Consider the following 22,995-nt stretch of genomic DNA (forward strand, 5'->3'; position numbering starts at 1 on the left):
GGACCCTCCCACGTGCGCCGTTCGACACTGAACGAAGCTTTAGCCGCCCTGGTACGTACCCAGGGGGCGGCTGCCCCTACCAGCGGGGAACCGCCGGCTACCGGTGGGCGAAGGCTAAGCGACCGGCGGGCGGGTTGGGACTGTTCGGTGACAATCCGCACACTTGCGAAGCCTGTACGTGTTCGCGAGGTTGCATGGGAACGGTCCCATGCGCAAGATCGGTCAGCCGGGCCCGGCGGCGGCACTCTGGGACCGGCACCCGGCTCGCAACCCGGCTCGCAATCCGGCTCGCGATCCGGCTCGCGATCCGGAAGAACCCGCACCGCCGCGACGTTGAGCTGTGTCGACAGCCAGCTTCGTACCACAGGGTGACCAGCCCTTGACACGTGGCCATTTCGAACGTACGTTTCATGAGATTTGCCCGGAAATCACCTGCGGCTCCCCCCGGAGAAGATCTGCCGTGCGACCTACCGCCTTTCCGTCTCGATCCCCTCTCGGCACCCCCGGCGACGCTCCGCCCCGGCTCACCGACGTACTGCCCGCCCCCGCCCGGGTCGAGCCGGCCGCCGGGGTCGAGTTCGTCCTGACCCCCGGCACGACGATCCGGACCAGCCCCGGCCCCGAGGCGGGCGCCGTCGGGCGCCAGCTCGCCGAACTGCTGCGCCGCCCCACCGGATACCCGCTGCCGGTGGTCACCGCCGGCCAGTCCGACCCACCGGGCGGGATCACCCTGCTGCTGACCGGCGACCGGACGGCACCGGACCGGTCCCGGCGGCCGAGAGCCGGTGCAGGTTCAGGTTCAGGTTCACCCCAGGACTACCGACTGGAGGCCGAGGGCTACCGGCTGGCGCCCGAGGGCTACCGGCTGGAGATCAGCGCCGCCGGCGTGGTCGTCCGGGCCGGCACCGCCGCCGGACTCTTCTACGGGGTGCAGACGCTGCGGCAGTTGCTGCCGGCGAAGATCGAGTCGGCCCGGCGGCAGCCCGGCCCGTGGGCGATCCCCGGCGGGACGATCGACGACCGCCCCCGGTTCGGCTACCGGGGCGCGATGCTCGACGTGGCCCGGCACTTCTTCGCCGTACCGCACGTGCTGCGCTTCGTCGACCACCTGGCCCGGTACAAGCTCAACCACCTGCACCTGCACCTCACCGACGACCAGGGCTGGCGGATCGCCGTCGACTCGTGGCCGAGGCTGGCCAGCGTCGGCGGCAGCACCGAGGTGGACGGCGGCCCCGGCGGCTACTACACCAAGGAGCAGTACGCCGAGATCGTCGCGTACGCCGCCGCCCGGCACGTCACGGTGGTACCCGAGATCGACCTGCCCGGACACACGAACGCGGCCCTCAACGCGTACGGCGAACTCGCCCCGGACGGCGTCGCGCCGCCGGAGTACACCGGCACCGACGTCGGGTTCAGCGCGGTGGCCGTGGACAACGAGCGGACCTACCGCTTCGTCGACGACGTGCTCGGCGAGATCGCCGCGCTCACCCCGGGCCGCTACCTGCACATCGGCGGTGACGAGGCGTTCACCCTGGACCGGGCCGCCTACACCCGGTTCATGAACCGGGTCCAGCGGATCGTCACCGGGCACGGCAAGCGGGTGCTGGGTTGGCACCAGCTCGCCGTCGCCGAGCGGAGCGCCGGCCGGGTCGTCCAGTACTGGGGCACCACGGACGAGGACCCGACGGTGGCGGCGGCGGTCCGGGACGGCGCGAAGCTGCTGCTCTCCCCCGGCAACCGCAGCTACCTCGACATGAAGTACTCGCCGACGACCCCGCTCGGCAAGGACTGGGCCGGGCTGATCGAGGTGCGCGACGCGTACGACTGGGATCCCGGCAACTACCTGGCCGGGGTGCCGGCCGAGGCGATACTCGGCGTCGAGGCACCACTCTGGACGGAGACGGTCCGCACCGTCGCCGACATCGAGTTCATGACCTTCCCCCGGCTGCCGGCCATCGCCGAGCTGGGCTGGTCGCCTGCCGAGATGCTGGACTGGGCAGACTTCCGGCTGCGGCTGGCCGGCCAGGGTCTGCGGTGGAGCACCGCGGGGATCACCTTCCACCGCTCGCCGGAGGTGCCGTGGGAGGGTGCTCCGGTCGTACCCGAGCCCAGAGCCGGCGGATCGACGGTGGGTGCAGCCGGTGCGACGGCGCGGGCCGCCGCCGACGGCGGCCCGCCGCCCGCCGACGACCAGCCACCGGTGCCGATCGCCTGACCGACGCCTGGCCGACAGCTGCCGACGCCTGACCGACCCGCCGCCAGCGCCGGCCGGCGGGCCAGCGCCGGCCCGCCACAGCCGGCCGGGCCGGCAGCCCGCCACAGCCGCGCAGCCAGAGCCGGCAGGCGCGGCGGTGGGTCAGCCGCCGGAGTCGGCGAACTCGGCGCCGGCCGGCACCTCGGCGCTGTCCCGGTCGGCCAGCCAGCCGTCCGGCAGGAAGACCTTGCCCGGCGAGTTGGTCCGGCCCCGGGGCTGGCCGAGCGTCTCCACCGGAAACGGCTCGGCCGGGTCGAGCTTGCCGAGCAGGTCGTCGAGTTCGGCCAGGCCGCTCACCATCGCCAGCGCCCGGCGCAGCTCGCCGCCGACCGGGAAACCCTTCAGATACCAGGCGACGTGCTTGCGGAAGTCGACACAGCCGTCCCGCTCGGCGGTCTCCGGCCGGTCACCTGCGGCGAACCAGTCGACGAGCAGCTCGGCGTGCCGGCGCATGGTCGGGGCGACCTCGCCGAGCGCCGGCAGCCGGCGTTCCGGGCTGCCGGCGAAGGCCGCCGACAGGTCGGCGAAGAGCCACGGCCGGCCCAGGCAGCCGCGACCGACGACCACCCCGTCCGCACCGGTGTGCGCCACCATCCGGAGTGCGTCGTCCGCCTCCCAGATGTCGCCGTTGCCGAGTACCGGCACGTCCAGCGCCTGCTTGAGGGTGCCGATGGCGTCCCAGTCCGCCGTACCCGAATAACGTTGCGCGGCGGTACGCCCGTGCAGGGCGACCGCCGCCACCCCGGCCTCCTGGGCGGCGAGCCCCGCCTCGACGTACGTCAGGTGGTCGTCGTCGATGCCCTTGCGCATCTTGACCGTCACCGGCACCCCGGCCGGGGCGGCCGCCTCGACCGCCGCCCGGACGATCCGGGCGAAGAGCCGGTGCCGCCACGGCAGCGCCGCCCCGCCGCCCTTGCGGGTGACCTTCGGCACCGGGCAGCCGAAGTTGAGGTCCACGTGGTCGGCCAGGTCCTCCTCGACCACCATCCGGACCGCCGCCGCCGTCACCACCGGGTCGATGCCGTAGAGCTGGAGGCTGCGCGGTCGCTCGTCGCCGCCGAAGGCGACCATCCGGAGCGTCTTCGGATTCCGCTCGACGAGCGCCCGGGTCGTCACCATCTCGCAGACGTAGAGCCCGCCGCCCTGTTCCCGACAGAGCTGCCGGAAGGCGACATTCGTGATCCCGGCCATCGGGGCGAGCACCACCGGCGGCCAGACCGGGTACCTGCCCAGGGTAAGTCGGGCGGCGGCCGGTGGCGCGAGGTCGGTCGAGGTCACGCGTTCGAGCATGGCACGTTCCGGCTCCGGTCGTCCGGCCCGGGGCGGCGGCGCCGGGTCAGCAGCCGGGCAGGCGTTCGAGGAGGTACTGCTCGACCTGGTCGAGGCTGACCCGCTCCTGGGTCATGCTGTCCCGGTTGCGTACCGTCACGGCGTTGTCGTCCAGGGTGTCGAAGTCGACCGTGACACAGAACGGGGTGCCGATCTCGTCCTGCCGGCGGTAGCGGCGGCCGATCGCCTGCGAGTCGTCGAACTCCACCACCCAGCGCCTGCGGAGTGCGGCGGCGAGGTCCTTCGCCTTCGGCGACAGGGAGGGGTTGCGGGACAGCGGCAGCACCGCCACCTTCACCGGGGAGAGCCGGGGGTCGAAGCGGAGGACGGTGCGCTTGTCGACCCCGCCCTTGGTGTTCGGCGCCTCGTCCTCGTCGTACGCCTCCAGCAGGAAGGCGAGCACCGCCCGGGTCAGCCCGGCGGCCGGCTCGATCACGTACGGCACCCAGCGCTGCTGCTTCTCCTGGTCGAAGTAGGACAGGTCGACGCCGGAGTGCTTGCTGTGCGTGGAAAGGTCGAAGTCGGTGCGGTTGGCGATGCCCTCCAGCTCGGAGAACTCGGTGCCGCCGAACCGGAAGCGGTACTCGATGTCCACGGTCCGCTTCGAGTAGTGCGAGAGCTTCTCCTGCGGGTGCTCGAAGAAGCGCAGGTTCTCCTCGGTCAGGCCGAGGTCGAGATACCAGTTCCAGCGCTCGCGCAGCCAGTACTCGTGCCATTCCTCGTCGGTGCCCGGCTCGACGAAGAACTCCATCTCCATCTGCTCGAACTCCCTGGTCCGGAAGATGAAGTTGCCCGGAGTGATCTCGTTGCGGAACGACTTGCCGACCTGGGCGATGCCGAACGGCGGCTTCTTGCGGGCCGAGGCGGCGACGTTGTTGTAGTTGACGAAGATGCCCTGCGCGGTCTCCGGCCGGAGGTAGTGCAGCCCCTCCTCGCTCTCCACCGGGCCGAGATAGGTCTTCATCAGGCCGTTGAACATCCGGGGCTCGGTGAAGGTGCCCTTGTTGCCGCAGTTCGGGCAGTTCAGCTCGGCCAGCGAGGCCGGCGGGTTGCCGTGCTTCTCCGCGTACGCCTCTTCGAGGTGGTCGGCCCGGAACCGCTTGTGGCAGGACTGGCACTCGGTGAGCGGGTCGACGAAGGCGTCCAGGTGGCCGGAGGCGGCCCAGACGTCCCGGGCGAGGATCACCGCCGAGTCGAGGCCGACGATGTCGTCCCGCTGCTGCACCATGCTGCGCCACCACTGGCGCCGGACGTTCTCCTTCAGCTCGACGCCGAGCGGGCCGTAGTCCCAGGCCGACCTGGTGCCCCCGTAGATCTCGCTGGACGGGAAGACGAAGCCTCGGCGCTTCGCGAGACTGACGACGGCGTCGATGCGGTCGGCTGGCATGGCTACCTCCTACACCGGCTGGCGGCCGGCGGGGACATCTTCGGGGCGGTCAACGGGACAACGGTCGGAGACGGCGGGCAGGGACGGCACCCGGACCTGGCTCGGGCGGTGCTCCGCACCACGGTACGGCCGCCCGCGTCCCCGAGCCCAGCAGATTACTCCACCTCGGCGGTGCCACCGCCGCCGCCCGGCCGGGCGTCCACGCCGGTCATCTGATCTCGCACACCCGCAGCCCGCCGCTGGACTGGTCCTGGTCGAGCAGCGCCCGGAGACTCTCCTGCCCCCCGCTGTCGTATGTCACGTCCACCGGCACACTCAGCTCGCTGGTCAGCGACACGTCGCCGATCCGGAACGAGGCGATCTCCGGTTCGGCGCCCACCCGCTGCGCGAACTCGGCCGGCGACTCCGCCTGCTGTGCGGACTCGCAGAGCAGGTCGTACGCCTTGTCGAGGTCGTCGTCGTCGAGGGCGTCGAAGTAGTCGGTGACCACCGAGCGGGCCTGCTCGTTCAACGCCTGGGTGCCGAAGACCAGCAGACCGGTCAGGGCGGCTCCGCCCCCGCCGCAGAAGAGCACGACGGCCAGGGCCGCCACCCCGAGCCCGAGCCACAGCCGCGCGCCACGCCCCTCGCTGGGCGGCGCGGCGAAGACCGGCTCGGCACCGGGCCCGACCGGCGGCACCGGCACGGCCGGCTGCGCCGGACCGGCCGGAGGCGCGAGGCCGGCCGGGTACCCGGGGCCGGCCGGAGGCGCGAGGCCGGCCGGGTGCGCGGGGCCGGTCGGGGGCGCCGGCGGGACGGCCGGCAGAGCCTGCCCGTAGCCGGGCTGCGGGGCGTAGCCGGGCTGCGGGGCGTAGCCGGGCTGCGGGGCGTAGCCGGACTGCGGGGCGTAGCCGGACTGCGGGGCGTAGCCGGACTGCGGGGCGTAGCCGGACTGCGGGGCGGGAGTGGGCGGCGGCACGGGGGCACCGGACGGGGCCTGGTCGTCGGGCCGGACGGACTCGGGTGGGGGCGGCGGCCCGCCGGGCGGCCCGGGAACGGTCATGGGGAAAGGGTAGTGCCCGGGTCACCACCGGCCGGAATCACCGGGCAGAGTCACCGGGCGGAGTCGACGGCCCGGTCGCTCGGGGTGACTTCGACCTGACCGTCCGGTTCGGCGCTGGCCAGCGTCTCGTACGCCGACGGCTCGTCGAGCGACTCGGCGAGCAGCGGAGTGGCGTTGACCTTGACGTCGAAGGCGCCGAGGGCCCGCCGGTAGGTGCCGACCGACTCCCACTCGGTGACCAGGCACCAGTGCCGGGGGTCGTCGAGGGCCCGCAGCAGTTCGCCCCGGCGGTAGCCGGGCCGGGCGGCGAGGGCGGCCAGCGCGGCGTGGGCCCGCTCCGTGAAGGTCGCGGCGCTCTCCTCCGCCACCACGAACCGGTTGGTCACCAACACGTACGCCTCCTGCCGCCGGCCCGCTGTCCGTCCGGATGTGCCGGGGCGTCGCTGGCGACAGCCCACCGGCCGGAGGTACCGGGATCTCGTAGAGTCTGTGGGATGCAGCGTACGCAGAGCGCCCTGCTCACCCGGCTGGCCCGGGTCAACCCGACGACGATGTTCCTGGCCGCACTGGTGCTGGTGCTGCTCGGCCTCTTCGCGCCGGGGATCGTCGGCGGGGCGCTGCTGCTGGCCCTGGCCGCCGGGCTGGCCGCGCTGCTGGTGACCACCTGGCCGGTGCAGAGCCCGGCGACCCGGACCATCCGGCTGGTGATCCTGACCCTGCTGGTCGGTGCCGCCCTGGTGAAGATCGCCGGATGACCTCCCGCCCGCCGGTGGTCCGGCACCCCCGACGGGGCGCATGAGGCGGTTTCATGCAAGCATGCGTTTTTGACAATCATTCTCATTGTCGCGGAAAGTAGAGGGCATGGTGATCCGCTCCGCCCTCCGTACCGCCGCCCTCGCCACCACCGGCCTGCTCGCGCTGACCGGCGTCGCCGCCTGCGGGGGCGACGGCAGCGGTGCCGACCCTGACCGGGTCGACGTCGTCGCCGCCTTCTATCCCCTCCAGTTCGTCGCCGAGCGCGTCGGCGGCGACGCCGTCCGGGTGACGAACCTCGCCAAGCCCGGCGCCGAACCGCACGACCTGGAACTCAACCCCGGCCAGGTCGGGCAGGTCAGCGACGCGGAACTGGTGGTCTACCTGGCCGGCTTCCAGCCGAGCGTGGACGAGGCGGTCCGGCAGCAGGCCGGTGACCGGGCCTTCGACGTGGCAGGCGTGGCGCCGCTGCTGGACGCGACGGCGGGCGGACACGAGCACGAGGGCGAGGAGGGCCACCAGGGCGAGGAGGAGCACGAGGGCGCGGGCGCGGCCGGGGAGGAGCACGAGGGCGAGGCCGCCGGCAAGGACCCGCACGTCTGGCTCGACCCGACCCGCCTGGCCGGGATCGCCGACAGGCTGGCCGAGCGGCTGGGCGCGGTCGACCCGGACCGGGCCACCGACTACACCACCCGGGCCGGGACGTTGCGCGCCGAGCTGGAGACGCTGGACTCCGAGTACGCCGAGGGGTTGAAGACCTGCCAGCGCCGGGAGCTGGTGACCAGCCACACCGCGTTCGGTTACCTGGCACAGCGCTACCAACTGGAGCAGATCGGCATCTCCGGGCTGACCCCGGAGGACGAGCCGGCCCCGCAGCGGCTGGCCGAGGTGGCCGCCGAGGCCCGGGAACACAGGACCACGACGATCTTCTTCGAGACCCTGGTCAGCCCGAAGGTCGCCGAGACGATCGCCCGGGAGGTCGGGGCGAAGACCGCCGTACTGGATCCGATCGAGGGCCTGCAGCCGGACAGTACCGGGGACTACCTTTCGGTGATGCGCAGCAACCTGGGCGCCCTGAGGACCGCGTTGGGATGTTCATGACCGAACCTGTCGTCACCGTGCAGCACGGGGTGGTCGCCTACGCCGACCGTCCCGTGCTGCGCGGCGTTTCGCTGCGGGTGGAGCCGGGCGAGGTGGTCGCCGTACTCGGTGCCAACGGCTCCGGCAAGTCCACCCTGATCCGGGCGATCCTCGGCCTGGTGCCGCTGGCCGCCGGGGCGGTCACCCTGTTCGGCACCCCGCAGCGCCGGTTCCGGCAGTGGGCCCGGATCGGGTACGTGCCGCAGCGGATGGGCGCCGGCAGCGGCGTACCGGCCACCGTGGCCGAGGTGGTCGCCTCCGGCCGGCTGGCCCGGCGGGGCGTGTTCCGGCCGCCGGGGCGGAGCGACCGGGCGGCGGTGGCCGAGGCGCTGGCCGCCGTCGGGCTCGCCGACCGGGCCGGTGACCCGGTGGCCACCCTCTCCGGCGGGCAGCAGCAGCGCACCCTGATCGCCCGGGCGCTGGCCGGCCGACCCGAGCTGCTGATCCTCGACGAGCCGACCGCCGGGGTCGACTCGGCCAGCCAGGACGCCTTCGCCGAGGCGCTGCGCGGGTTCGTCGCCGGTGGCGGGACGGTGCTGCTCGTCGCGCACGAACTCGGGCCGCTGGCCGGGGTGGTCAACCGGGCGGTGGTCGTACACGACGGGACGATCGCGCACGACGGCGCGGTCCCGGAACCGGTCGGGCACCACGCCGCGCCCGGACACGACCACGTCCACCCGCACGCGCCGGAGGACTCCACCGGGATGTGGGGCAAGTGAGGGCGACATGAGCATCTTCCAGTACGAGTTCATGATCCGCGCCCTGGTCGGTGCGCTGGTGATCGGGCTTACCGCCCCGGCCCTCGGCATCTATCTGGTGCAGCGCCGGATGTCGCTGATCGGCGACGGGGTCGGGCACGTCGCGCTGACCGGGGTCGGGGTCGGGCTGCTGCTCGACAGGTCCCCGGTGCTGACCGCGGTGATCGTGGCGGCGGTCGCCGCGGTCGCCATCGAGCTGATCCGGGAACGCGGCCGCACCTCCGGCGACGTCGCGCTGGCGATGCTCTTCTACGGCGGCATCGCCGGTGGCGTGATGCTCGTCGGACTCTCCGGCAGCCGGAGCAACGCCAACCTGCTGGCGTACCTCTTCGGCTCGCTGACCACGACGTCGCCGCAGGATCTCGTGGTGATCGTGGTGCTCGCGGCGGTGGTCCTGGGCACCATGGTCGCGCTGCGCCCGGCACTCTTCGCGATCTGCCACGACGAGGAGTACGCCCGGGTCTCCGGGCTGCCGGTCCGGGCGCTGAACCTGCTGCTCGCGGTGACCACGGCGGTGACCGTGACAATCGCGATGCGGGCGGTCGGACTGCTGCTGATCAGTGCCCTGATGGTGGTGCCGGTGGCCACCGCGCAGCTGTTCACCCGGGGCTTCCTCGGCACCATGGTCGCCGCGATGGGCCTGGGCCTGCTCGCCTCCGGCTCCGGGGTGTGGCTGGCCGGCACCGCCAACACCGCGCTCGGGGCCACCATCGTGATCCTGGCGATCGGCCTGTTCCTGGTGGTGTCCGTCGGCGTGGCGGTACGCCGGGCGCTGGCCCGGCGGCGGGCCGTGGCCGCGCCGGAACCGCACGTCGAACCCTGTGACGTGCTGCTCGGCCCGGCCGCACCGCCGGCCCCGGCGGCCGGTTCCACCCCGGTCGACCAGGCGGCGGTCGACCTTGGCACCGCGCACCGAACGGCGGCCCGGCGTTAACAACCGTTACCGTTACAGGGTGACGAGCACGAACGCCTACGAGGCCTATGCCGGCGCCGGTGAGCTGCTGCGGGCACTCGCCGCACCGATCCGGCTCGCCATCGTCAGCGAACTCGCGCACGGTGAGCGCTGCGTGCACGAACTGGTGGAAACCCTCGGCGCGCCGCAGCCGCTGGTCTCCCAACACCTGCGGGTGCTCCGCGGGGCCGGCGTGGTGCGCGGCTCGCGACGCGGTCGGGAAATCGCCTATACCTTGGTCGACGAACACATCGCGCATATCGTGGCGGACGCGGTGAGCCATTCGGGGGAAGCCACCTGACGCCCAGGACGTCCGGCAGGCACCTGAGACGACGCGAGGAGGGCGAGATGGCGGCGACGGACAGCGGCGCGGCGGTACGCAACACCCGACAGCGCAGCGCGGTCAGTGCGCTGCTCGGCGAGGTCGAGGGCTTCCACAGCGCCCAGGACCTGCACGCGATGCTCCGCAGCCGGGGCGAGCGGGTCGGCCTGACCACCGTCTACCGCACCCTCCAGGGACTCGCCGACGCGGGCGAGATCGACGTTATGCGACCGCCGGGCGGCGAGCACCTCTACCGGCGGTGCAGCGAGGGCCACCACCACCACCTGGTCTGCCGGGCCTGCGGCCGTACCGTCGAGGTGGAGGGGCCGGCCGTGGAGAGCTGGGCCGACCGGGTCGCCAACAAGCACGGTTTCTCCGACGTCAGCCACACCCTGGAGATCTTCGGCACCTGCCCGGACTGCGCGAAGCGCTGACCACCGGGAAACGGCGAAGTCGGCCCCCACCCGGGACACCGCGGCTCAGCCAGCACCCAGGACACGGCGGGGCAGCCAGCATCCGGGACACCGCGGGTCAGCCCGCGCCGAAGCAGACGAAGGCCGCCGCCGTGGCCCGCGCGGAGCCGTCCCCGCTGGCGGCGAACTCCCGCTGGGCGGCGGCGAGCGCCGCCGCCGGCCGGGCACCGGCAGCCATCCGGCGGTGCAGGTCCAGCATCAGCGCGGTGGTCAGGTCCGCCGGCACCGGCAGCACGGTGGCGACCAGGCTGCTGGCGCCGATGGCCAGCAGTACCGAGGTGAAGCCCATCACCTCGTCACCCGGGCGCACCCCGGAGCGCCCCGAGTCGCAGGCGGAGAGCACCACACAGCCGGGCGGCCGGGGCAGCCGCTCCAACTCGTAGGCGGTGAGCGGGCCGTCGGCGAGTTCCAGTGTGGAGAAGAGCGGGTTGTCGGCCCGGAACGTGCCGTGCGCCGCGACGTGTGCCAGCCGGGCCCCGTCCAACGCGCCGGTCAGCGCCTCGGCGGTCGCCTCCGCGCCGGTCAGCACGCGTGCCCCGGGCAGTACCCGGGCCAGTTGGCACACCTCGGTCGCGGCGGCGGGCAGGCGCGGGCCGGCGGCCAGCAGCGGCGGGCCGTCCGGCGGCGTACGCCGGGTGGCGGCGAGCCACGCCGTCGCCGACGGGGCCACCGTCACCGGCCGCCCGGCACAGGTCGGCAGCCCGGACCAGGCGACCGCGTGCAGCTCCCCGATCGGCACCAGCACGAGTGGCCGGTCGGACAGGTGTGCCCGGAGCGGTCCGAAGAGCTGCCGGTCCAGCACTTCCGAGGCGTGCGCCACCCCGGCCCGGGCGTCCGGGGTGTCCCCGGTGACGACCAGCCGGCGCAGGCCGAACCGGTGCAGCCGGGCCGCGTGCAGCGCCGACTCGACCGGGCCCAGGTCGTGCAGGGTCGCCCGGCCGTCCCGGAGCAGCACCGCCCGCAGCCGTTCCCGGTGGGCCACGAGTTCCACGAGTACCGCCGGGCCGAGTCCCCCGGCGAGGGCGCGCAGGCCCGGCGGTGCCAGCAGACCGCCGCCACCGTCGACCCCCCGGGCCAGTTCCCGGATGTGCCGTTCGAGCCGGGCCTGGCGACCGCGCAGCGCGGTCACCGGCCGGCCCGCCAGCAGGGCCTCCTCCAGCGCGCCGCTGACCATCCGCAGCTCGGCGAGGGCGGCGGCCAGTCCGACGTCCTGGGGTGGCAGGACGGCCCGCATCCGCAGCGTGCTGGCCCGCCACCGCTCCGTCCAGGCGAGCACCCGGGCGGGCGTACCGGAACTGATCGCCAGGTCGACTCCCTCGGCCGCGAGTTCCTGGCCGTGTGCGCCGCTGTGCGCGCGCAGCTCGGTGGCGCCCAGCGCGGCCCGGTAGCCGTCGAGCACGGCCAGTCCGCGACGCAGCGCGCGGGCGCCACCCCGGTGGTCCCCGCTGAGCCGGCGGGACAGTGCCAGCGCGTACCAGCCCTGCGCCCGCCGGGAGGCCGTTCCCCGGCGGCGTGCCCGGGCCGCGACCGCCAGCAGTTCGCGGGCCCGCCCGGTGCGCCCGAGTGCGGCGGCCAGCCCGGCCGCCTCGATCCGGGTGGTGAGCGCCGGTCCCGGCCAGCCGGTGCCGTCGAGCTGGTCGGCGGTACGCACCATCGCGGCCAGCAGCGCCGCCGAGCGGGTACCCCGGCGCAGTTCCGCGCGCAGTTCGACGTGCCGGGCGAAGGCGGCCCAGGTGCGGCGGCCCTGGCGGCGGAACCGGACCCGGGCGGCGGCGGCGGACTCGGTGGCGGTGGTCAGGTCACCGGCGAGCAACGCGGCCCGAGCCTGGGCGAGCAGCGCCTCGGCGAGATCCGAGGCCATTCCGCGCCGCCGCAGTTCCCGGACGGCGAGGCCGGCGACCTCGACCGCCTCCTCCACGAGCGGCACCGAGAGCAGCAGCTCGAACCGGTCCAGCAGCAGCGCCGGCCGAGGCACCCTGAGCTGGGCGTACTCCTCCTCGACGGCGGCGAAGCGGCGCAGCGCCCCCGGGATGTCGCCGCCGTGGCCGGCGGCGATGCCGAGGTTCCATCGCACGTCGGCGGCGGCCAGGTCCAGTCCGAGCCGCTGGAAGATGGCGGCCGCGCAGCCGAGGTCGTCGGCGCCCGGTGTCGCGCCCCGGTGCGCGTTCAGCAGCCCCCGGTTGTTCCGGGCGCGTGCCTCCAGCAGCAGGTCACCCTCCCGGCGGGCGATCTCCACCGCGATCCCGTACTCCCGGATCGCCTCCTCGAACTGGCCACGGAAGTGCAGCACCACGCCCCGCTGCATCCGGGCCCGCCCGGCGTCGGCGCCGGTCAGCTCGGGTAGTGCCGAGGTGACCGCGGCCAGGGCGGCGGAGGTGCGGCCGGCGTTGGCGAGCACGTACCCGAGGCTCATCCTGGCCAGCGCCGCCACCCGGGGCGTCCCGGCGACCCGCAGCGCGCGGCGCAGGTGCCGCAGGGCTCCCGGCAGGTCGTTGAGTTCCCGCAGAGCGAGCCCGATCGCCCGTTCCGCGGTGGACCGCTCGTCCGGGTCGGGTTGTCCGGTGGTCAGCACCCGGCGGCCGATGGCGATCGCCTCGCGGGGATAGCGCTGGACGGCGTCGAGCGCGGCCCGCGCCGTCGCCGCGGCGGAGCCGACGCTGTCACCCATCCGGATAGAATCCCCGATAAATGACCTTCGGTCAATCTGTGCGGTTATCCGAAAAGAGGTGATTCCAGGCCGTCCGCCAGCCCGTCAATTATTGACAATGAACTATCGGTGGAAAAGAATTGACGCCGCCGGGAACGTCCGAGAAGTTGACCTTTCGACCGCACTTTCTTCGCTCATTTGGAGGACCGGTGTCGCCTGACCGTCCCGTCGCGCCGCGTTCGACCGGTCGGTTCTCCCGTCGGCATCTCCTGGCGTTGGCCGCGCTGGCCGCAGCCACCCCGCTGGGCGCCGGACTGCGACCGGGCCCGGCCGGTGCCGGGGACGAGGGCGAGGGCGACGACGACGCGTACCAGCGGGCGTTCCAGCAACTGCTGGCCGCCGATCCCGAGGTGCGACTGCACGGCGAGACCGGCCGGGAGTTCCTCTACCGCCCCCGGCAGTTGCTGGTCGCCGACCCGGACGCCCAACGGGTGCTGGCCGCGCTGCGGAAGGCCGGGCATCCGGCCACCCCGGGCGGCCGGTTCGCCGGCGTCACCCGGCTGCGCTTCGACCGGGAGACCGAGGTGCCCGCGGTGGTGGCGAAGCTGCGCGACCCACGGCAGTGGCCCGAGCAGCCGGTCCCCCGGGTGCAACCGCACCACCTGCTGGTCGGCTACGGCAACATCATGGGCAACCCCGGCGGCCCGCCCCAGGTCGCCGCCGCGCTGCCCGCGCCGGATCCGAAGCACGCCCGGGACGGCGCCGGGGTGACGGTCGGCGTCTGCGACACCGGGGTCTGGCGGCTCGCCGACAGCCGGCACCCGCTGTGGCTCGGCGGCAGCTACCTGCCGCAGGTCGACGACGAGGACCCGCTCTACCTGCACACCGACGTGCTCGGTCCGCAGGGCGGGCACGGCACCTTCGTCGCCGGGGTGGTCCGGCAGGCCGCGCCGGGTGTGTCGTTCGATCCCGAGCCGGCGCTGCACCCGACCGGCATCGGTGACGAGGAGATGCTGGTGGCGGCGCTGGCCGCCCTCGACCCCCAGGTGTCGATCGTCAACCTGTCGCTCGGTTGTTTCACCCAGGACGACCTGCCACCACTGCCGCTGGCGAACGTCCTCGCCGGCCGGCGGCAGGGCGGCGTCGTCGTCGCGTCCGCCGGCAACGCCGGCACCAGCCGGCCGGCCTGGCCGGCGGCGCTGCCCGACGTACTCGCGGTGGCCGCGGTCAGCCGGGACGCGGCCGGGCTGGTGCCGGCCCCGTACAGCAACCACGGCTCCTGGGTGGACGCGTGTGCCGTCGGCGAGCGGACCAGCACCTTCGTCGACGGCCGGCTGCCGCTGCCCGGCCTGCCCACCAGGCAGTTCCTCGGGTACGCGAGCTGGGCCGGCACCTCCTTCGCGGCGGCACACGTCTCGGGCCGGCTGGCCGCCGTGATGACCGGCAACGGGCTCGACGCCGAACAGGCCCGCCAGTTCCTGCTCGCCCAGCCCGCCTGGCATCCCGACTATGGCGTACTCGTTGACTGAGCGCCCGGACCGGACCCCGCGTCCCGAAGCCTGCCCGCCGCACGGCTCCGGAAGTCCGGGTCCGGGGCCGGACGGCCGGACCACGGACGGTCCGGCGCCGGACGGGATCCTCACCGTGCTTGTCGCCGCCGCCGCGAACGGTGACGAGTTCGCCTGGGCGGAACTGGTCCGCCGCTACACCCCGCTGGTGCTCTCGGTGATCCGGGCACACCGGCTCAACCGCACCGACGCGGCGGACGTGAACCAGACAGTCTGGCTGCGCCTGGTCGAGCACCTGGACCGGGTACGCGAGCCGGCCGCCCTGGCGACCTGGCTGGCGACCACCACCCGACGGGAGTGCTACCGGCTGGTCCGGGTCGGCCGACGCACCCAGCCGTTCGACCCGCTCGACGACGCCGTCGAGGCGACCATCGGCGCCCTGCTGCCGCCGGACTTCACGGCGCCGGACGAGAACCTGCTCCGGGCCGAACGCCGGCAGGCACTCCGGGACGGCTTCGGCCAACTTCCGGCACGCTGCCGGGAACTGCTGTCCCTGCTGGTCGCCGACCCGCCGGCCAGCTATCGGGAGATCGCCCGGCGGCTGGGCATGCCGATCGGCAGCATCGGCCCCTCGCAGGCGCGCTGCCTGCGGAAGCTGCGCGACTCCCCCGCGCTCGCCGCGTTCGTCGGGTCGTCCTCGGACGCCGAGGGGAGCGGAGGTGACCGGAATGGGGCAGTGGCCGCCGGCCGATGACGACGCCCTGCTGCGCGAGCTGGGTACGGCCCTACGGGAGGCGGGACCGCCGCCGGAGGAGGAGTTCCTGGCCGCCGGGTTCGCGGCGCTGCGTTGGCGGACCCTGGACGTCGAGCTGGCCATCGCCGAGCTGACCTTCGACTCGGCCTGTGACCTCGAACCCGCCGGGCTCACCCGGTCCGCCGGCTCCGACCGGGCCCTGGCGTTCCACGCCGGTCCGGTCGCCGTCGCGATCGAGGTGACCGGAAGCGGCATCGTCGGCCAGTTGTCACCGGCCCGCGGTGGCCGGGTCGTCGCCCGTACCCCGCACGGCCCCTACGAGGAGGTGTCGGTGGATCCGGTCGGCTTCTTCTCGCTGGGTCCGCCGCCCGACGGGCCGGTCCAGCTGCACGCCCGTACCTCGGACTATTCGGTGGCGACCAGTTGGGTCTCGCTCCGCTGACCCGTCCCGGACCGCCGAGCGCCACGGGTACGGAATCCGGCCGGGAGCCGTAGCGCCCCGCCGGGTCGGCTTCCACGCCTGGCCTGGCCCGACCGGCCCGACCATGGCGACCAGGGCGTCGTGGTCGAGGGGCGGGCGCCGGCGGCTCCAAAAGGTGCGGCCGTACAGGAGGATCGTCGAGCGCCGTTGATACAAAATAGCGTGTAATTCTTCCGCCCCGCATTCCACCTTATTCGAGAATTACTCCGTCCCTGGCATATGCGGGCACGCGCGGCAATCGAATTCTTCGCCTGTTCCATCGACTCCGGACACTGGATTAGAGTCTCTTTCTGCCGGCAGTCGAGGGATCGCGCTCCCTCACTCTCTCATCGCCCCAGTGTCCCCGAAGACAAGGAACCCGCATGAGTACTGCGAGTACCCGCCTGTTCCGAACTCCCATACTGTTGTTCGGCGCGGTACTGGCGGCGCTGCTGACCGTCTCGACGAGCAGCGTCGCCCTGGGTGGCGACATCGCCGACGGGTCGAGGTCCGGCGCGGCGGTCTCCGCGCGTACCGACGCGTTCATGAAGGACATCGCGTCGGACGTCGGGAACGAGCCGCACGGGGCGATCTATTCGTCCTTCTTCAACAGCCCGGACGTCAAGATCTGCCCCAGCGGAATCGAGTGCGCCTCGCACACGAACCCGGTCGTCGGATCGACCAGCCACATCTTCGTCAAGCTCCGGAACCCGGGCCCGTACGGCTCGGGGACCAGCTCCGGCACGCTGCGCGCGTACTACACCGCCTCGGGTGGCGCGGCGAACTGGCCGGCGCACTGGACCCCGATCGGCGCGAAGAGCCTGCCGGTGGCGCCCGGTGAGACGGTCACCTCCATCGAGTGGTCGAACGTGCCGTCCATCGGCCACTTCTGCCTGCTGCTCCGTTGGGAGTCCGAGACCGACCCGATGAACTTCGAGGGCACGGCGACGTCGGTCAACACGCAGTACAACAACAACATCGTCTGGAAGAACGCCAACACAGTTCCGGCCGCACCGGGCGGGCCGCCGGTGGACCGGCCGTACGCGCTGGCCAACGCACTGCCGGTGCCGGCGGACTTCGACCTCGTGTTCCGGCCTGCGGACCAGGTGAAGCCGGGTGTGCGGGTCGTGGTCGACCTCGGCCCGGAACTCTTCGAGCGCTGGGTGCGGGGCGGTCGAGGGGGCGAGGGCGTCCGGGTGGTCGGCCGGAGCCAGCTGGAGGTCGATCCGGCCGGGGCGCAGATCAGGGACATCCTGATCGATCCGGAGGAGCGCCCGGTCGTCAAGCTGAGCTTCGCTGCCGGCGAGGCGGCGCAGAAGCCGTACGTACTCCAGGTGTTGCAGGTCGGTCCGGCCCGTGAGCTCGGCGAGAAGTTCGTGCTGGGCGGGGTGGACTACACCATCGTGTCGGCCCGGGGCTGACAGCTCCGCCGTCGGGGGGCTGGTGAGCCGGGTGCGCATCCCCGGCCCACCAGCTCGGCGGCCCAGGCCCAAAGCCCGGCAGCCCGGGCCCACGAGCCGGGCAGTCCGGTCCGACAACCCCGGCAGTCCAGGCCCACCAGCACGGCGTTCCCGGCCGTGGCACGCTGACCGGCATGAGGATCTACGCCGATCGCTTTCCGACCGCCGCCCGCCAATTCCTCACCGACCTGCTCGTCGTCGCCTGGGTCTACCTCTGGGTCCGGGCCGCGATGTGGCTGCACGACCTGGTGCAGAAACTCGCCGTACCCGGACAGAAGCTGGAGGGGGCCGGCGGTGGGCTGGCCGACAACCTGGCGGACGCGGGCGGCAAGGTCGGCCGGGTGCCGGTGGTCGGCGACGACCTGACCGAGCCGTTCGAGAAGGCCGCCGGGGCGGCGCGGGCGATGGCCGACGCCGGCCGGGACCAGCAGGAGCTGGTCGGCGAACTGGCGCTGGCGCTCTCGCTGGCCCTGCTGGTGTTCCCGCTCGGGGTGGTGCTGCTGGGATGGTTGCCGCTGCGGGTCCGCTGGATGCGGCGCGCGGCTGCGGCCCGGGCGCTCCGGTCGGCACCCGCCGGGCGTGACCTGCTGGCGCTGCGGGCGCTGGCGAACCAGCCGATCCGCAAGCTCACCCGGATCGACCCGGACGTGGCGCAGGCGTGGCGGCGGGGCGACACCGAGGCGGTGGAGGCGCTGGCCGCGCTGGAACTGCGGGCGCTCGGGCTACGGTCCGCCCCGGAACGCCGCTGACCTCTGGACGCAACGGCAACGGATGTGAAACTGACAAGATTGGGGAGGACCAGGATGAGTGCTCCGTCGAACTGGCGTGACGTGCAGGTCAAGGCTCGGGCGACCGATCCCAGGTGGGACAGCGCCGAGCGGGTGGAACGGCGTGTCCGGATGCGGGAGCAGATGCTCACCTCGGTCAGCGGCGCCCAGCTCGCCGAGATCCGCAAGCGACTCGGCCTGACTCAGGTGCAGCTCGCCGAGGCGGCGGGGGTGTCGCAGGCCCGGATCAGCCAGATCGAGAACGGCGAGGCGACGAGCCTCAAGACGTTGCGGGCGTACGTCACCGGTCTCGGCGGGCACCTGGAGGTGGTCGCCCGGATCGGCAACATCCAGCTGAAGGTGGCGTGACGAATCGGTCCCGGGTGGGTCCGGCGGGACCCGGCGGATCCGAATCGACTCCGTGCACCCGGCCGGTCCTCGGTGCGCGCGCTCGCGGGTCCACTGTCGACGGCACCCTCGCTGGCCAACTCCGGTCAAGGCGGTCAGACTGTGCGGGCGGGCGACATGATCGTCTGCCGCTGCGCCGGCCGTCACCCGCACGCCGACGCACCGCCGACACCGCAGGTCGAGGATCTCCGTGTACGCACACCAGCAACCGCCGGACGCCTTCCCCCGCCGCCCGCTCGGCGCCACCGGCCTGCGCGTCACCCCGGTCTGCGTCGGCGGCGGCCCGCTGGGCAGCATGCCGGCCCTCTTCGGGTACGACGTCAGCGCCGAACGCGGCACCGAGACCGCGCTCGCCGCGCTCACCGGCCCGTTCAACTTCCTCGACACCGCGGCCGGCTACAGCGACGGGGAGAGCGAACGGCGGATCGGTGCCGCCCTGCGCCGGATCGGCGGTGTGCCGGACGGCTTCGTACTGGCCACCAAGGTCGACCGGGACTTCGAGACCGGCGACTTCTCAGGTGAGCAGATGCGCCGCTCCGCCGAGGGCAGCCTGGAACGGCTCGGCCTGGACCGGCTGCCGCTGGTCTATCTGCACGATCCGGAGCACATCAGCTTCGAGCAGGGCATGGCGCCGGGCGGCCCGGTCGAGACGCTGCTGGACCTGCGACGACAGGGCGTCATCGAGCACCTCGGGGTGGCCGGCGGCCCGGTGGAGCTGATGGCGCGCTACCTGCGTACCGGGCACTTCGCGGCGCTGATCACGCACAACCGGTGGACCCTGGTGGACCGCTCCGCCGGTGACCTGATCGACGAGGCGGTCTCGCTCGGTGTCGGGGTGGTGAACGCGGCGCCCTTCGCCAGCGGCATCCTGGCCAAGGGGCCGGACCGGTTCACCAGGTACGCCTACCGGGATGCCGACGCCGCGACGCTGGAGCGGATCCGGGCGATGGAGGCGGCGTGCACGGCACACGGCGTACCGCTCGCGGCGGCGGCGCTCCAGTTCTCGCTGCGCGATCCACGGATCACGTCCACGATCGTCGGGGTGTCCCGCCCGGAGCGGATCGCCGAGACCGCCCGGCTGGCCGGCTGGGAGGTCCCCGACCAGTTGTGGGACGAGTTGGCCCCGCTCACCGCCCCGAGGGAGTCCTGGCTCTTCTGACCGGACGAACCGGTCGGGGTGGCCGGCACGGGCCACCCCGACCGCATGCTCACCCGCCGCTGTCCGCCTTCGACGTGTCCGGCCCAGGCGCATCCGCCTCCGACGGGTCCACCCTTACCGTGTCCGGCTCTACCACACCCGCCTTTGCCGACTCCGGCTCTACCACGCCCGCCCTTGCCGCGTCCGGCTTCGGCAGTCGGCGGCGTACGTCATCGACGGTCGACGGGCCGGGCTGCCAGGCGGCGACCCAGGGCAGGTCGGCGGGCGGGGTGACCACGCCCTCCTCGACGAAGGCGTACCGGCCGGCGAGGATCCGCTCCGCCGCCGCCGTGTCGACCGAGTCGGTGTTATCCCAGAGAGCCCGGAACAGCTCGGCGATGCGCACCTTCGCCTGCCGGCAGAACAGGTCGGCGAGTTCCACGCCCTCCGGCCGGTTCTCCCGCTCGGCGTTGGCCCGTACGCAGACCGCCGACATGGCAAACAGTTCCGCCCCGATGTCCACGATCCGGCCGAGGAAGCTCTGCTTGTGCTCCAGTTTGCCCTGCCAGCGGGACATCGCCAGGAACGTCGACCGGGCCAGCTTGCGGGACGACCGCTCGACGTGCCGCAGGTGCCCGGCGAGCGGGCCGTACTCGGCGTACCCGGTGGGGTTCTGGCCGCGTCCGACCGCGAGGGTCGGCAGCCAGCGGGCATAGAACGCACCCGCCTTCGCTCCGGCCCGGACCTTCTGGCCGAGTTCGGCGTCCGGGTCGATGATGTCGCCGGCCACCGAGAGGTGGGCGTCGACCGCCTCCCGGGCGATCAGCAGGTGCATGATCTCGGTCGAACCCTCGAAGATCCGGTTGATCCGCAGGTCGCGGAGGATCTGCTCGACGGCGGCCGGGCGTTCGCCCCGGGCGGTGAGCGAGTCGGCGGTCTCGTAGCCGCGTCCGCCCCGGATCTGCACCAGCTCGTCGGCGATCTTCCAGGCCATCTCGCTGGCGTAGAGCTTGACCAGCGCCGCCTCGATCCGGATGTCGTTGCGGTCGTCGTCGGCGAGCAGGCAGCAGAGGTCGAGCATGGTCTCCATGCCGTAGGTGGTGGCGGCGATGAACGACAGTTTGGTGGCCACCGCCTCGTGCCCGCCGACCGGCCGGCCCCACTGCACCCGATCGGCGGCCCAGCCCCGGGCCACGTTCAGCGACCACTTGCCGGCTCCGACACACATCGCCGGCAGCGAGAGCCGGCCGGTGTTCAGGGTGGTCAGCGCGATCTTCAGGCCGCGCCCCTCGCCGCCGATGACGTTCTCGGCGGGTACGAAGACGTCGGAGAACCGGGTCAGGCTGTTCTCCAGGCCGCGAAGTCCGAGGAACTCGTTGCGCCGTTCGACGGTGATCCCCGGCGAGTCGGCCTCGACGACGAAGGCGGTGATCCCGCCGCGCCGGCCCTCCGAGGCGGGCACCCGGGCCATCACCACCAGCAGCGACGCCACGGTGCCGTTGGTGGCCCAGAGCTTGACGCCGTTGAGCCGGTAGCCGGTGCCGTCGGAGGTCGGCTCGGCGATGGTGGCCAGCCGGGCCGGGTCGGAGCCGACGTCCGGCTCGGTGAGCAGGAACGCCGACACCTCACCGGCGGCCAGCCGGGGCAGGAAGCGCTGCTTCTGCTCCTCGGTGCCGAAGATCTTGAGCGGCTGCGGCACGCCGATGGACTGGTGTGCCGAGAGCAGCGCGCCGATCGCCGGGCTGGCCGAGCCGGCCAGCGTCAACGCACGGCAGTAGTGCAGGTTGGTCAGGCCGAGACCGCCGTACTTCCGGTCGATCTTCATGCCGAAGGCGCCGAGCCGGCCGAGCCCGGCGAACACCTCGTCGGGGATGCTCGCGTCCCGCTCGATCGCGGCACCGTTGACCTCGGAGCGTACGTAACTGTCGAGCCGGGCGAGGAACTCCTCGGCGTGCGCGGCGCGCTCGGGATCGGGCTGCGGCCACGGGTCGATCAGGTCCAGCCGGAGTCGGCCGAGGAAGAGTTCCTTGCCGAAGCTCGGCTTGCCCCACTCGGTCTCCCGGGCCGCCTCGGCGACCTGCCGGGCCTCCCGCTCGGAGACCTGTCCCGCCTCCTTCGGCAGCGGCCCGACTCCGTCCGACCCGCTCGCCGCCGGCCTGTTCCGCTCTGTCGTGGTCACGGCAATCCCTCCGATCGAGTACGGCGGTAAGGGGGTGCCCGCGCCGCATCGCCCGGCTACGGCAGCTACCGGAGCGGTAACCCCCTGAGGTCCTTTGCGCGAATACCCCGTCAACGCTACCGGGTTTTGTTACCCGTCGGTAGCACCAAATATGCCGATCCCGGCAGCCGCGCCCCGGATACGCTGCCTGGCCATGCTCGCCACGCGTCTCGACCTCGACCGGATCCGGGCGGCCCGCCGGGTGATCGATCCTCTCTTCCTGGACACCCCGCTGTACCAGTGCGACCCGCTCGGACACCACCTCGGCTGCACGGTGAGCATCAAGCTGGAGACCGCGAACCCGGTACGCAGCTTCAAGGCCCGGGGCACCGAACTCGTCGCCAGCCTGCTGACCGGGCAGGGCCGTACGGCCGCGGTCTGCGCCAGCGCCGGCAACCTCGGGCAGGCGCTCGGCTGGTCGGGTCGCCGCCGCGGCCTCGACGTGACGGTCGTGGCGTCCCGCCGGGCACCCGCCGCCAAGCTCGACCGGATCCGTGCGCTCGGTGCCGAACTGGAACTGGTCGACGGCGACTTCGAGCAGGCCCGCGAACGGGCCGCGACCCTCGCGCGGCAGCGGGACATCCGGCTGGTCGAGGACAGCCTGGACATCGAGACCTGCGAGGGCGCCGCGACCATCGGCCTGGAACTGGCGGACAGCGCCAGGTCGGTCCGGCCCAGCCGGTTCGGCGCGGGTTCCGCCTTCGACGCCGTACTTGTCGCTCTCGGTGGCGGCGCGATGGCCAGCGGCGTCGGGTACGCGCTGAAGACCCTGGCGCCGGCGGTCGAGGTGATCTGCGTACAGCCGTCGGGTGCACCCGCGATGACCCGCTCGTGGCACCAGCGTCGGGTCGTCAGCACCGACTCGACCGACACGATCGCCGACGGAGTCGCCGGCCGGTACCCCATCCCCGCCGTGCTGGACGACCTCCTGGCGGTGGCCGACGACGCGGTCCTGGTCCGGGAGGAGTCGATCGTCGAGGGGATGCGGCTGCTCCTGGAGCACGCCGGCCTGGTCGTCGAACCCTCGGCCGCCCTCGGCGTCGCAGCCGTCCTGGAGAACCCCGACCGGTTCGCCGACCGTCACGTGGTGACCGTCGTCTGCGGCAGCAACGTCGACCTGCCCGCCTACCACCACTGGATCCGCCGCTGACCCGACTTCCCGCCCCACCCCGACCGCCACGCGCCGCACGCCGCACGCCGCACGCCGCACGCCGCACGCCGCACG

General features: G+C 73.2%; 19 protein-coding genes and 2 pseudogenes. 15 read left to right on the forward strand and 6 right to left on the reverse strand.

The annotated features are described in order from the left end of the window. The first annotated feature begins 460 nt into the window (after nucleotides 1–460). Entirely contained in the window at nucleotides 461–2,215 is a 1,755-nt protein-coding gene (locus tag ACN28A_RS04870) for a beta-N-acetylhexosaminidase (RefSeq protein ID WP_421392759.1), read from the forward strand. Nucleotides 2,216–2,356: 141 nt separating this feature from the next. Here the strand turns inward: ACN28A_RS04870 and dusB are convergent, their stop codons facing one another. From dusB to ACN28A_RS04890, 4 genes are all read right to left on the reverse strand, one after another. Continuing rightward, nucleotides 2,357–3,532 (reverse strand): tRNA dihydrouridine synthase DusB, encoded by a 1,176-nt coding sequence (dusB, locus tag ACN28A_RS04875; protein WP_421392762.1) that lies wholly within the window; start codon nucleotides 3,530–3,532, stop codon nucleotides 2,357–2,359. Between the two features lie 58 nt (nucleotides 3,533–3,590). Next, on the reverse strand, nucleotides 3,591–4,970 hold the full coding sequence (locus ACN28A_RS04880; protein WP_421392765.1) for a glycine--tRNA ligase: 1,380 nt from the start codon (nucleotides 4,968–4,970) through the stop codon (nucleotides 3,591–3,593). A 208-nt stretch (nucleotides 4,971–5,178) separates the two neighbouring features. Then, on the reverse strand, nucleotides 5,179–5,655 hold the full coding sequence (locus ACN28A_RS04885) for a hypothetical protein (protein ID WP_421404154.1): 477 nt from the start codon (nucleotides 5,653–5,655) through the stop codon (nucleotides 5,179–5,181). 407 nt (nucleotides 5,656–6,062) lie between these two features. Beyond that, the gene (locus ACN28A_RS04890; protein ID WP_421392767.1) at nucleotides 6,063–6,404 is read right to left on the reverse strand and encodes an antibiotic biosynthesis monooxygenase family protein; all 342 of its coding nucleotides are present in this window, start codon (nucleotides 6,402–6,404) and stop codon (nucleotides 6,063–6,065) included. A gap of 102 nt (nucleotides 6,405–6,506) precedes the next feature. Here ACN28A_RS04890 and ACN28A_RS04895 point away from each other — a divergent pair, with 102 nt between their 5' ends. The 6 genes and pseudogenes from ACN28A_RS04895 to ACN28A_RS04920 all read left to right on the forward strand — a co-directional run bounded on the left by ACN28A_RS04895 (nucleotide 6,507) and on the right by ACN28A_RS04920 (nucleotide 10,371). Next, nucleotides 6,507–6,767, forward strand: coding sequence for a hypothetical protein (locus ACN28A_RS04895; protein ID WP_421392770.1), 261 nt, complete (start codon nucleotides 6,507–6,509; stop codon nucleotides 6,765–6,767). Nucleotides 6,768–6,873: 106 nt separating this feature from the next. Then, complete coding sequence (locus ACN28A_RS04900) at nucleotides 6,874–7,866, forward strand: metal ABC transporter substrate-binding protein (RefSeq protein ID WP_421392772.1); 993 nt, start codon at nucleotides 6,874–6,876, stop codon at nucleotides 7,864–7,866. Further along, the gene (locus ACN28A_RS04905) at nucleotides 7,863–8,624 is read left to right on the forward strand and encodes a metal ABC transporter ATP-binding protein (protein WP_421392775.1); all 762 of its coding nucleotides are present in this window, start codon (nucleotides 7,863–7,865) and stop codon (nucleotides 8,622–8,624) included. The genes ACN28A_RS04900 and ACN28A_RS04905 overlap by 4 nt, the downstream gene beginning before the upstream one ends. A gap of 7 nt (nucleotides 8,625–8,631) precedes the next feature. Beyond that, nucleotides 8,632–9,498, forward strand: a pseudogene (locus tag ACN28A_RS04910) (metal ABC transporter permease); the annotation flags it as partial. 118 nt (nucleotides 9,499–9,616) lie between these two features. Further along, nucleotides 9,617–9,916, forward strand: coding sequence for an ArsR/SmtB family transcription factor (locus tag ACN28A_RS04915; RefSeq protein ID WP_203860160.1), 300 nt, complete (start codon nucleotides 9,617–9,619; stop codon nucleotides 9,914–9,916). A 47-nt stretch (nucleotides 9,917–9,963) separates the two neighbouring features. Next, the gene (locus ACN28A_RS04920) at nucleotides 9,964–10,371 is read left to right on the forward strand and encodes a Fur family transcriptional regulator (protein WP_278063579.1); all 408 of its coding nucleotides are present in this window, start codon (nucleotides 9,964–9,966) and stop codon (nucleotides 10,369–10,371) included. 97 nt (nucleotides 10,372–10,468) lie between these two features. Here ACN28A_RS04920 and ACN28A_RS04925 read toward each other — a convergent pair whose 3' ends face one another. Then, complete coding sequence (locus ACN28A_RS04925) at nucleotides 10,469–13,078, reverse strand: CHAT domain-containing protein (protein WP_421392779.1); 2,610 nt, start codon at nucleotides 13,076–13,078, stop codon at nucleotides 10,469–10,471. A 188-nt stretch (nucleotides 13,079–13,266) separates the two neighbouring features. Between ACN28A_RS04925 and ACN28A_RS04930 the strand changes: the two genes are divergently transcribed. The 7 genes from ACN28A_RS04930 (at nucleotide 13,267) to ACN28A_RS04960 (ending at nucleotide 19,573) form a co-directional block, all read left to right on the forward strand. Further along, nucleotides 13,267–14,586, forward strand: a complete 1,320-nt coding sequence (locus ACN28A_RS04930) for a S8 family peptidase (RefSeq protein ID WP_421392781.1) — start codon at nucleotides 13,267–13,269, stop codon at nucleotides 14,584–14,586. Further along, nucleotides 14,579–15,319 carry an RNA polymerase sigma factor gene (locus tag ACN28A_RS04935; protein ID WP_421392784.1) on the forward strand — a complete coding sequence of 247 codons (741 nt, stop codon included), beginning with the start codon at nucleotides 14,579–14,581 and terminating at the stop codon, nucleotides 15,317–15,319. The genes ACN28A_RS04930 and ACN28A_RS04935 overlap by 8 nt, the downstream gene beginning before the upstream one ends. Beyond that, nucleotides 15,294–15,761, forward strand: coding sequence for a hypothetical protein (locus ACN28A_RS04940; RefSeq protein ID WP_421404156.1), 468 nt, complete (start codon nucleotides 15,294–15,296; stop codon nucleotides 15,759–15,761). The genes ACN28A_RS04935 and ACN28A_RS04940 overlap by 26 nt, the downstream gene beginning before the upstream one ends. Before the next feature lie 401 nt (nucleotides 15,762–16,162). Further along, the gene (locus tag ACN28A_RS04945) at nucleotides 16,163–17,200 is read left to right on the forward strand and encodes a hypothetical protein (RefSeq protein ID WP_421392787.1); all 1,038 of its coding nucleotides are present in this window, start codon (nucleotides 16,163–16,165) and stop codon (nucleotides 17,198–17,200) included. Between the two features lie 173 nt (nucleotides 17,201–17,373). Further along, nucleotides 17,374–17,988 (forward strand): hypothetical protein, encoded by a 615-nt coding sequence (locus ACN28A_RS04950; protein ID WP_421392790.1) that lies wholly within the window; start codon nucleotides 17,374–17,376, stop codon nucleotides 17,986–17,988. A gap of 54 nt (nucleotides 17,989–18,042) precedes the next feature. Then, complete coding sequence (locus ACN28A_RS04955; protein WP_421392793.1) at nucleotides 18,043–18,375, forward strand: helix-turn-helix domain-containing protein; 333 nt, start codon at nucleotides 18,043–18,045, stop codon at nucleotides 18,373–18,375. Between the two features lie 229 nt (nucleotides 18,376–18,604). Continuing rightward, on the forward strand, nucleotides 18,605–19,573 hold the full coding sequence (locus ACN28A_RS04960) for an aldo/keto reductase (protein ID WP_421392795.1): 969 nt from the start codon (nucleotides 18,605–18,607) through the stop codon (nucleotides 19,571–19,573). 181 nt (nucleotides 19,574–19,754) lie between these two features. Here the strand turns inward: ACN28A_RS04960 and ACN28A_RS04965 are convergent. Then, nucleotides 19,755–21,731: pseudogene (locus ACN28A_RS04965) on the reverse strand (acyl-CoA dehydrogenase family protein); the annotation flags it as partial. A gap of 193 nt (nucleotides 21,732–21,924) precedes the next feature. Here ACN28A_RS04965 and ACN28A_RS04970 point away from each other — a divergent pair. Continuing rightward, entirely contained in the window at nucleotides 21,925–22,920 is a 996-nt protein-coding gene (locus ACN28A_RS04970; RefSeq protein WP_421392797.1) for a threonine ammonia-lyase, read from the forward strand. Nucleotides 22,921–22,995: the final 75 nt, after the last annotated feature.

Origin of the sequence: Plantactinospora sp. WMMB782, from assembly GCF_049179135.1 — a bacterium.
GTDB lineage: Bacteria > Actinomycetota > Actinomycetes > Mycobacteriales > Micromonosporaceae > Plantactinospora.

Excerpts from the sequence above, each read along its gene's own strand:
- ACN28A_RS04895 (WP_421392770.1), top strand. The coding sequence starts at position 6,507 with ATGCAGCGTACGCAGAGCGCCCTGCTCACCCGGCTGGCCCGGGTCAAC.
- ACN28A_RS04920 (WP_278063579.1), top strand. The coding sequence starts at position 9,964 with ATGGCGGCGACGGACAGCGGCGCGGCGGTACGCAACACCCGACAGCGC.
- ACN28A_RS04955 (WP_421392793.1), top strand. The coding sequence starts at position 18,043 with ATGAGTGCTCCGTCGAACTGGCGTGACGTGCAGGTCAAGGCTCGGGCG.
- ACN28A_RS04950 (WP_421392790.1), top strand. The coding sequence starts at position 17,374 with ATGAGGATCTACGCCGATCGCTTTCCGACCGCCGCCCGCCAATTCCTC.
- ACN28A_RS04900 (WP_421392772.1), top strand. The coding sequence starts at position 6,874 with ATGGTGATCCGCTCCGCCCTCCGTACCGCCGCCCTCGCCACCACCGGC.
- ACN28A_RS04880 (WP_421392765.1), bottom strand. The coding sequence starts at position 4,970 with ATGCCAGCCGACCGCATCGACGCCGTCGTCAGTCTCGCGAAGCGCCGA.
- ACN28A_RS04940 (WP_421404156.1), top strand. The coding sequence starts at position 15,294 with ATGGGGCAGTGGCCGCCGGCCGATGACGACGCCCTGCTGCGCGAGCTG.
- ACN28A_RS04945 (WP_421392787.1), top strand. The coding sequence starts at position 16,163 with ATGAGTACTGCGAGTACCCGCCTGTTCCGAACTCCCATACTGTTGTTC.
- ACN28A_RS04905 (WP_421392775.1), top strand. The coding sequence starts at position 7,863 with ATGACCGAACCTGTCGTCACCGTGCAGCACGGGGTGGTCGCCTACGCC.
- ACN28A_RS04970 (WP_421392797.1), top strand. The coding sequence starts at position 21,925 with ATGCTCGCCACGCGTCTCGACCTCGACCGGATCCGGGCGGCCCGCCGG.
- ACN28A_RS04925 (WP_421392779.1), bottom strand. The coding sequence starts at position 13,078 with ATGGGTGACAGCGTCGGCTCCGCCGCGGCGACGGCGCGGGCCGCGCTC.